This window comes from Rhodosalinus sp., from assembly GCF_041685465.1.
Classification (GTDB): Bacteria; Pseudomonadota; Alphaproteobacteria; order Rhodobacterales; family Rhodobacteraceae; genus Rhodosalinus.
In genome coordinates this window covers 1-8,619 of the sequence record NZ_JAWLFS010000128.1, presented here as the reverse complement: position 1 = coordinate 8,619, position 8,619 = coordinate 1, and the positions used below count along the sequence as shown (strand labels likewise).

8 protein-coding genes are annotated in these 8,619 nt (G+C 69.2%); 5 read left to right on the top strand and 3 right to left on the bottom strand.

What is annotated here, in order from left to right:
- Nucleotides 1–722, bottom strand: a 722-nt coding sequence (locus tag ACESL7_RS09775; RefSeq protein WP_372893139.1) for a thiolase family protein, incomplete at its 3' end; no start/stop codon positions are given.
- A gap of 83 nt (nt 723–805) precedes the next feature.
- On the opposite strand from ACESL7_RS09775, the gene surE reads away from it, so the two are divergent.
- The gene (gene surE, locus ACESL7_RS09770) at nt 806–1,573 is read left to right on the top strand and encodes a 5'/3'-nucleotidase SurE (protein ID WP_372893138.1); all 768 of its coding nucleotides are present in this window, start codon (nt 806–808) and stop codon (nt 1,571–1,573) included.
- Here surE and ACESL7_RS09765 read toward each other — a convergent pair.
- Nucleotides 1,570–2,319, bottom strand: a complete 750-nt coding sequence (locus tag ACESL7_RS09765) for a tyrosine-protein phosphatase (protein WP_372893137.1) — start codon at nt 2,317–2,319, stop codon at nt 1,570–1,572. The two genes, surE and ACESL7_RS09765, sit on opposite strands and share 4 nt — an antisense overlap.
- 223 nt (nt 2,320–2,542) lie before the next feature.
- Between ACESL7_RS09765 and ACESL7_RS09760 the strand changes: the two genes are divergently transcribed.
- The 4 genes from ACESL7_RS09760 to ACESL7_RS09745 all read left to right on the top strand — a co-directional run bounded on the left by ACESL7_RS09760 (nt 2,543) and on the right by ACESL7_RS09745 (nt 7,963).
- Entirely contained in the window at nt 2,543–3,514 is a 972-nt protein-coding gene (locus ACESL7_RS09760) for a sugar ABC transporter substrate-binding protein (protein ID WP_372893136.1), read from the top strand.
- Between the two features lie 76 nt (nt 3,515–3,590).
- Nucleotides 3,591–5,153, top strand: a complete 1,563-nt coding sequence (locus ACESL7_RS09755; protein ID WP_372893135.1) for a sugar ABC transporter ATP-binding protein — start codon at nt 3,591–3,593, stop codon at nt 5,151–5,153.
- A complete protein-coding gene (locus ACESL7_RS09750; RefSeq protein ID WP_372893134.1) occupies nt 5,140–6,138 on the top strand; it encodes an ABC transporter permease in 999 nt (332 codons plus the stop codon). Before ACESL7_RS09755 ends, ACESL7_RS09750 begins: the two co-directional genes overlap by 14 nt.
- A gap of 25 nt (nt 6,139–6,163) precedes the next feature.
- A complete protein-coding gene (locus ACESL7_RS09745; RefSeq protein WP_372893133.1) occupies nt 6,164–7,963 on the top strand; it encodes an acyl-CoA dehydrogenase in 1,800 nt (599 codons plus the stop codon).
- Nucleotides 7,964–8,258: 295 nt separating this feature from the next.
- On the opposite strand, the gene ACESL7_RS09740 is transcribed toward ACESL7_RS09745, so the two are convergent.
- Nucleotides 8,259–8,619: SDR family NAD(P)-dependent oxidoreductase (locus tag ACESL7_RS09740; protein WP_372893132.1), on the bottom strand; the 361-nt coding region annotated here is incomplete at its 5' end.

The window sequence follows — 8,619 nt, the reverse complement described above, 5'->3', positions numbered from 1 at the left end:
GCCGCCGCGCCATCGCTGATCGGCGAGCACATCGGCAGCGTCAGCGGCCAGGCGATCAGCCGCGCGTTCAGCACCTCGTCCACGGTGAAGGGCTTGCGATATTGCGACAGCGGGTTCTCGACCGAATGGGCGTGGTTCTTTGACGCCACCACCGCCATCTGCCGCTCCGTGGTTCCGAAACGGGCCATGTGCGACCGCGCGAAGGAGGAATAGACGTCCATGAAGACGGTGTGCGGCGTCTCCTTAGCGCGCACCTCCTCGGCCACGGGCATCCCCTTGCCCAGGTCGGTCAGCCGGGCGATGGCGCCCTCGCGGTCGGCGCGGTCCCAGCTGCCCTCGAAGGCGTCCATCGAGCGGGCGGTGTCGGGGTGCACCATCTTTTCCGTGCCCACGGCGAGGGCCACGTCGCAGGCGCCCGAGGTCACATGCATCACGGCGAGGTTCAGCGCGGTCGAGGCGCTGGCGCAGGCGTTCTCGACGTTGATGATGGGCACCGCGTCGAAATCCATGTCGCGCAGGGCGATCTGGCCGCGGATGCCGAACTGCCCCTCCATCGCGCCCTGCACCGCGTTGCCGAAGATCACCGCGCCCACGTCGCGCGCCCGAAGCCCCGCGTCGGCAAGTGCTGCGCGCACCGCCTCCTCGGCCAGCGATCGCACCGAACGGTCGGGGTGCCGGCCGAAGGCCGTCATGCCCACGCCCTGAATCGTGGCGTCTGTCATGCGCTCCTCCCTTCGCGCTTGTGTCCTACAATAACGTATGAAAGTCTAGGCATGATTTCGGGCCGGCACGGGGAGGAGCCAGCATGGACCTGTCGAATCACAAGATCCTGATCACCAATGACGACGGCATCCATGCCGAGGGCATCCAGCTGCTGGAGCGGGTGGTGCGGCAGTATTGCGACGACGTCTGGGTGATCGCGCCCGACGAGGAACGCTCGGGCGCCTCGCATTCGGTCTCGATGCACGTCCCCGTCCGCGTGCGAAAGGTGGACGACCGCCACTTCGCGCTGAAAGGCACGCCGACGGATTGCGCGATCATGGCGATTCACGAACTGATGGACGGCGCGCCGACGCTGCTGCTCTCGGGCATCAACAGGGGCGCGAACCTGGCCGAGGACCTGACCTATTCCGGCACCGCCGCGGCAGCGATGGAGGGCGCGCTTCTGGGCGTGCCGTCGATCGCGCTGAGCCAGGTGTTCACGCCGGGCGAGGACGTGCCGTGGCAGACCGCCGAACGTTTCCTGCCGCAGGTGATCGACGGCATCCTGAAGGCCGAGATGGCCGACGGCACCTTCGTCAACGTCAATTTCCCACCCGTGGGACCGGACGAGGTGACCGGTCTGCACGTCGTCGACCAGGGCCAGCGCCCGCCGGGATCCTTCACGCCGGAGGGGCGCGTGGACGGGCGCGGCGCGCCCTACTACTGGATACGGCTGCGCTACACGCGGGGCGCGGCAGACGAGGGCACCGACCTCGGGGCGATCGCCGAGAACGCGGTGTCCATCTGCCCGGTGCAGCTCAACATGACGGCGCTGCCGCTGAAGGATCGCCTGCGGCGGCATTTCCGCTAGCCCTCGGCGCGCAGCAGGCGCCGCGCCGCGCGCCGTTCGGCAGCGTCGAGCCCCATCGCCTCGAGCCAACTCTCGACCTGCGGATGCATCCTAGAGAGTTCGCCGAGGGCGACCCGGATGTATTCGGGGTGCGCCGCAGTCAGGGTCTCGAGCGCCGCAGCCGACACCTGCGGGCCGAACATGAAGCGCAGATCGCGGCGGTAGGCATTGGTCAGCGCATAGTCCTCGGCGATGGTCTCGTCCGGAACGTCGGCGGCGCGCAGCAGCAGCGCCGCACCGAAGCCTGTCCGATCCTTGCCACTGGTGCAGTGGACGAGAACCGGGCGCCCGTCGGCCTCGATCATCAGACGGAACATGGCCGCGTAGTCGGGCAGATGCTCCTGCGGGAAGAGGCGGTAATGGCGCTCGACCTCGGCCCGGATCTCCTCGGGCGAGAGCCGCCCGTCGGCGACGTCGCGCAGCATGTCCTGCGTCCCGCGCGGCAGGAACCCCGCCTGCAGCAGGCGCAGCCCGTGCGACGGCGGAAGGCGGTCGGGCTTGCGCTCCCGCTCATCGTCGAGCCGAAAATCGACGAGGCCATAGAGGCCGAGCCGCTCGAGGCTGTCGAGATCGGCGTCCGTGAGGTCCGCGAGGGAATCAGCGCGATAGACGCGGCGCCATTCGGTCCGCCCGCCGTCCCGGCACGGATAGCCGCCGAGGTCGCGGACGTTCACGGCCCCCTCGAACGGCAGACGTCTTTCGGTCATCGCGTGGCCCCCCGATGCGCACCAACGGGGAGAGACTACGCCCCGCCATTTTGTTTGACAATCTTGTGGTGCAAAGATGTTGACCGATAAGAATGCGCTGCGTAACGTCGAACCGGGGCGCATCCGCGGGAGGAGACGGGGAGCGACCGGCGAAGGCCGGCATGCGCCGCGGACCGGAGAAACGGCGCCGCACAGCGCGCCGCGTCCAAAGGGAGGAAAAGAGATGACACTGGCACGCAACACGCTGGGCGCCGTGGCGGCGCTCGGGCTGGGCGCACCCGCGGCGCTCGCGCAGGACGACGTTCAGGTCGGCATCGTGGCCGTGAACTACAACTCGCCCTCGATCAACATCATGGCCACCACTGCCGAGGCCACTGCGAAGGAGCGCGGCTGGGAGGTCGAGGTCTTCGACGGACAGGGCGACCAGGTGGCGACCAACAATGCCGCCAACAACTACATCGACCGCGGTTTCGACGCGATCATCAACGTCGCCTCGCCCAATCCGCAGATGACCGGCGTGATCGAGCGCGCGAACGAGGCCGGTATCCCCTTCGTCTCGACCTTCTCGGGCCTCGCCCCCGGCATCACCGCCGACATCGGCTCGAACAACACCGCCGACGGCGTGATCGCCACGACGGAAATGATCGGGCGCCTCGAGGGCGAGGGCAAGGTCGTCAAGCTCAACTGGAACGTGCTTCCCGCACTACGGGAGCGAGACCACGGCTTCCATGCCACGCTCGAGGACTATGACGACATCGACGTCATCGAGATCGAGGTCAAGGTGCCCGGCCAGGTGGACGATGCCTACAACCAGATCACCAACATCCTGCTGTCGAACCCGGACGTCGACGCGGTCTGGACCGGCTGGGACGAACTCGCGGCGCCGGCGGCGCGCGCCATCGAGCAGGCGGGCATGGCCGACGAGATCTTCATCGTCTCGATGGACGGCAACCCCGAAGCGATCGATCTCATTCGGGGCGACGCGCCGGTGGCGCTGACCGTCGCCTACGACATCGACCGCATGGGCGCGGTCGCGGTGGACGTGGTCGAGGCGACGCTCGATGGCAATCCACCCACCACGAAGCTGCTCACGCTGAAGCCGTGCCTGATCACCGACGCGACGGTGCCGCCGAAGGGTGAAGACGTGAACTTCGCGGACTGCATGCTCTTCTCGGGAGAGGCCGTCGCTCAGTGACACGACACGCACGTGCGGCGGGCGACGCGATCCTGCGGGGGCGCGGCGCCCGTCGCCTCTTCCGGCGAGGCAGCCGATGACGGCAGAAGCGACCGAATTCACCCGCCAAGAGGCGGCCGGCAGCGAGACCCCGGTGCTCGGGGTGCGTGGGCTGCGCAAGGAATTCCCTGGCACCCTCGCGCTCGACGACGTGAGCCTCGAGGTGCGCCGCGGCGAGATCCACGCGCTGCTCGGCGAAAACGGCGCGGGCAAGTCCACGCTCATCAAGTGCGTCTGCGGCGCCTACGCGGCCACCGCGGGCGAGGTGCGCATCGAGAGCCGTCCCGTCAACTTCGCGACTCCGCGCGGCGCGGTCGAGGCCGGCATCGCCGTGGTGCACCAGCACTTCAATCTCGTGCCGACGCTGAACGTGGCCGAGAATCTCTGGCTGGGCGAGGATCTGCCCCGCCGCATGGGCCTCGTCGACTGGCCGAAGGCCCACGCAAGGGCGCGCGACATCCTCGACTACGTCGGCCTCGACATTTCCACCGATGCGCAGATTACGGCGCTGCGCGCCGATCATGTCGCCATGATCTCGATCGCCAAGGCGGTGGCCAGCGACGCGAAGATCATCATCCTCGACGAGCCGACCACCGCGCTTCTGCCGCACGAAGTCGAGACCCTCTTCGTCCAGATGCGGCGCCTCGCGCAGGAGGGGCACTCCTTTCTCTACGTCAGCCACCGGCTGGCCGAGGTGTTCGAGATCGCGGACCGCGCCACGGTGCTGCGCGACGGGCGCAACGCCGGCACCTTCGAGCGCGCCACGATGGACCGCGCCAGCGTGATCGAGGCGATCGTCGGCCGGCGCGGCGAGCTCTCGGGCCGCAAATCCGGCAGCCACATGCGCGAGAGCGTCGCGATGGAGGCCGAGGGGCTCTCGGGCGGCGGCGCCGAGAATGTCTCGCTGACGCTGCACCAAGGCGAGATCCTCGGCGTCGCGGGCCTGCCCGGCAGCGGCGCCGAGGACGTTCTCTCGCTCATGTTCGGACGCATCCGGCGGCGCGCCGGAACGATTCGCAAGGGCGAGGCTGAGCTGCGGCTGCAAGAGCCGGCCGACGCGATCGCCGCCGGCATCGCCTACGTCCCCGCCGACCGGCTGGCCGAGTCGGTCTTTCACGCCGAGTCGATCCGCACGAACATCACGATGCCGTCGCTGGCGCGCTACCTGCGCGATCCGATCCTGCACCTCGTGAACCGCGCGGCCGAAGCGCGCGAGGGCAAGGCCGTCGCGGAGCGGATGCGGGTCCGGATGCCCGGCATCGAGACCGCGATCGACGATCTCTCCGGCGGCAACCAGCAAAAGGTGATCCTGGGCCGCTGGCTCTCGACAGGCGCGCAGGTGTTTCTCCTCAACGCGCCCACCGCCGCGGTGGACGTCGGCGCGAAGGCCGAGATCTACGACCTGATCGAGGAGCTTGCGGGCGAGGGCGCGGCGATCCTCTTCACCTCGACCGAACTCGAGGAATACCCGGTGATCTGCGATCGGGTTCTTGTCTTCTTCCGCGGCCGCGTGGCCGGGGCCCTGACGGGCGATCAGGTCACCGAGCAGAACATCATGACGCTTGCGGCAGGAGGGGCGCTCGACGATGGCGACGACTGACACCGGACAGGCAGGAGCCGGCTTCGACTGGCTCGGGTTCCTCGCACGATGGGGGACCCTGATCTCGCTCGTGCTGCTGATCGTGATCTTCAGCCTCGCGCGGCCGGAGGTCTTTCCGACGCTGCGCAACACGCTGAACATCCTCAATCAGGTCTCGATCCTCGGGATCATCGCGCTGGGTCTGACCGTCTGCCTCGTCGTCGGGCTCTTCGATCTGTCGATCGGGGCGATGGCGACCTTCGGGGGCTATTTCGCCGCGCGCTTTCTCGCCGAACTCGGAATGGAATCGGGCTGGGTCGTCCTCGGCGCGGTGCTCGCCGTCCTGATCCTCGCCATGGCGATCGGCATGATCAACGGCGCGCTGGTCAGTTACCTCGGCATCTCCGCGATCGTCGAGACCCTCGCGATGAGTTTCATCGTGACCGGGGTGATCCTCGGGGTCTCGGGCGCACGCACGGTCTATTCCTCGGACATGCCCGAAAGCTTCCAGATCATCGGCCAGGGGGTTGTCCTCGGCATCCCGAATCCGATCCTGATCATGATCGCCACGGCCGTGGTGCTGTGGATCTTCCTCGAGCACACGCAGCCCGGTCGCAACATGTACGCCATCGGCGGCAACAGAGAGGCGGCGCGCCTGTCGGGTATCAACTTCCAGAAGTACGCGCTCGTCGCCATGGCGATCTCGGCAGCCTGCGCGGCGCTCGGCGGTCTCGTGGCGGCGGCGAACCTCGGCTCCGGCCGGCCGCAGGGCGTGGGTGAGACCTATCTCCTGAACGCCTTCGTCGCGGTCTTCATCGGCGCCTCGACGCTGCGGCCGGGCAAGTTCCACGTCTTCGGCACTGCCGTCGGCGTGCTGCTGATCGGCGTCATCAACAACGGTCTTTCGGTGATGGGCGTCGCCACATACTGGCAATACATCGTGCAGGGGCTCATCCTGATCCTCGCCCTCATCAGCGCCAGCATGAACAGCGTGCGCCGCGCCTGACCCACAACACCGGAGGCCAGACCCGATGCCCGGCGTCGACCGCACGGTTCTCGACTTCATGCTCTTCGACTGGCTCGGCGCTGAGCAGCTGACCGCCCTGCCCCGCTTCGCCGGTCAGACGGCGCAGGACTACCGCGCCTTTCTCGATCTGGCCGAGCAACTGGCCGAGCAGGAGTTCCTGCCCGCCTGGAAACCGTCGGACCGCGCCGAGCCGGAGCTTCTGCCGGACGGCGAGGTGCGGCTGCATCCGGGCGTGCGCGACGCGGTGCGCACCTATCTCGACGCGGGGCTGCAACTCGCCACGGTGGACGAGGCACATGGGGGCCTGCAGCTTCCCATCACGGTCGGGACGGCCGCGATGTCCGGCGTCATGGCCGCCAATATCGCGGCCAGCGGCTTCCCGATGCTGAGCCAGGCCAACGCGCGCGTCATCACGGCCTACGGCACGCCCCGCCAGATCGCGCTTTTCGCCCGGCCGCAGCACGAGGGCACGGCGCTCGGCACCATGTGCCTGTCCGAGCCGGAGGCGGGAAGTTCGCTTGGCGACATCACGACCCGCGCCCGCGCAGACGGAGAGGATGCGGCCGGGCGCCGCTTTCGCCTGACAGGGCGCAAGATGTGGATCTCGGGTGCAGGGCAGGACATCACGCCCGACACGATCCACCTCGTCCTCGCGAAGATCGAGAACGCGGACGGCGGCTTGCCCGAGGGCACCAAGGGCATCTCGCTCTTTCTCGTGCCCAAGGTACTGCCGGACATGGCGCCCGGGGGGGCCGGACCCAACGACCTCGCCATCGCGGGGCTCAATCACAAGATGGGCTACCGCGGGATCTCCAACTGCCTGCTCAATCTCGGCGAAGGCACCCGCCACCGCCCGGGCGGCACACCCGGCGCCGTCGGCTGGCTGGTAGGTGAGCCCGGGCAGGGGCTGGCCATCATGTTCCAGATGATGAACGAGGCGCGCATCAACGTCGGCCTCGGCGCCGCCGCGCTCGCCTGGCGCGGCTATCTGCTATCGCGCGACTACGCCTTCGAGCGGCGGCAGGGCCGACCACTCGAAGACCGGCGCGCGCCCGCGCCCGTGCCGCTCGTCCGTCACCCGGACGTGCGGCGGATGCTGCTCGCGCAGAAGGCGATCGCCGAGGGGGGGCTCGCGCTCTGTCTCTACACCGCGCGCCTCGCCGATCTGGCGGCGGCCGCGGAGACCGAGGAGGACCGCGCGACCGCCCATGCCCGCCTCGACCTGCTGACGCCCGTGACCAAGAGCTGGCCCTCCGAATTCGGGCTGGAGGCCAATCACATGGCCATCCAGGTGCACGGCGGCTACGGCTACACCCGGGATTTCGACGTCGAGCAGCTCTACCGCGACAACCGGCTGAACCCGATCCACGAGGGCACCACGGGGATCCAGGGCGTCGATCTGCTGCGCCGCAAGGTCATGGGTGACGGGGGCACGGCGCTGGCCGCGCTGCTCGAGGAGATCCGGGCGACGGCCGCCCGCGCGGCCGGGCGGCCCGCGACCGCTTCGCTGGCGCCGGGCCTGCAGGGGGCGGCCGATGCCGTGGAGGACGCCGCGCGGCACGCCGGCGCGGCCGACGACCCGTTGCAGCCGCTGGCCCATGCCACCGGGGTCCTGCATGCCACGGGTCATCTCGTCGTTGGCTGGCTCCTCGCGGACATGGCGCTGGTGGACGGCGCGGCGGAGGCGCGGCTCTGGACGGCCCGTCACTTCCACGACACCGAACTGCCGCGGGTGGCAGGATGGCTCGCGCCGTTGCGCGAGGGCAGCCGCGCCGCGCTCGACACGCCCGAAAGCGCGCTCTGACGCGGGCGGACCGCTCGGGCGCAACGTGCCCCGCCGACCGTACAAAACACCAATCGAACGTGCCGCGACGGACCACCGCGGCGCCTGACCGGCACGAACCGGCAGGTGGGGAATGTCCCGCCCGCGCACTGAGGCACCGGACCTGCTCTGACGGACCAGCCTGCGCGAGCGCAACGCGCGCGTGCGCGCAAGGCGGCCCGCCGCCAAGATCAGCAGGGAGTGCGCGGCGCGGTGACCGGCGCTCCCGGTCGGAAACGCGTCAACGGGTCGAGCCGCACACCCCCCGCCCCTGCGCCTATTGCCGCGCGGTCGTGCCGCCGTCGATCGTCAGGATCGTGCCGTTGCAGTAGCTCGCCTCGTCCGAGGCGAGGTAGAGGCAGCCGTAGGCCATCTCCTCGGGCGTGCCGGGTCGCTTCATCGGCGTGATGCTCTCGGCCACGGCCTCGTCGTCGAAGAGCGGCAGGAAATCGGCCACCATCCGCGTGGCGATGAACCCCGGCGCGATGGCATTGGCGCGGATGTCGTCCTTGGCGTAGGCGACGCAGAGCGACCGGGTCAGGTTGATCATGCCCCCTTTGGCAGCGGTGTAGGTGTGCGCCGCCGGAAGCCCCTGATAGCCCGAGATCGAGGTGACGTTCACGATCGCGCCGCCGCCC

Coding starts and splice junctions, on each gene's coding strand:
- surE (WP_372893138.1), top strand. CDS start 806: ATGGACCTGTCGAATCACAAGATCCTGATCACCAATGACGACGGCATC.
- ACESL7_RS09765 (WP_372893137.1), bottom strand. CDS start 2,319: ATGACCGAAAGACGTCTGCCGTTCGAGGGGGCCGTGAACGTCCGCGAC.
- ACESL7_RS09760 (WP_372893136.1), top strand. CDS start 2,543: ATGACACTGGCACGCAACACGCTGGGCGCCGTGGCGGCGCTCGGGCTG.
- ACESL7_RS09755 (WP_372893135.1), top strand. CDS start 3,591: ATGACGGCAGAAGCGACCGAATTCACCCGCCAAGAGGCGGCCGGCAGC.
- ACESL7_RS09750 (WP_372893134.1), top strand. CDS start 5,140: ATGGCGACGACTGACACCGGACAGGCAGGAGCCGGCTTCGACTGGCTC.
- ACESL7_RS09745 (WP_372893133.1), top strand. CDS start 6,164: ATGCCCGGCGTCGACCGCACGGTTCTCGACTTCATGCTCTTCGACTGG.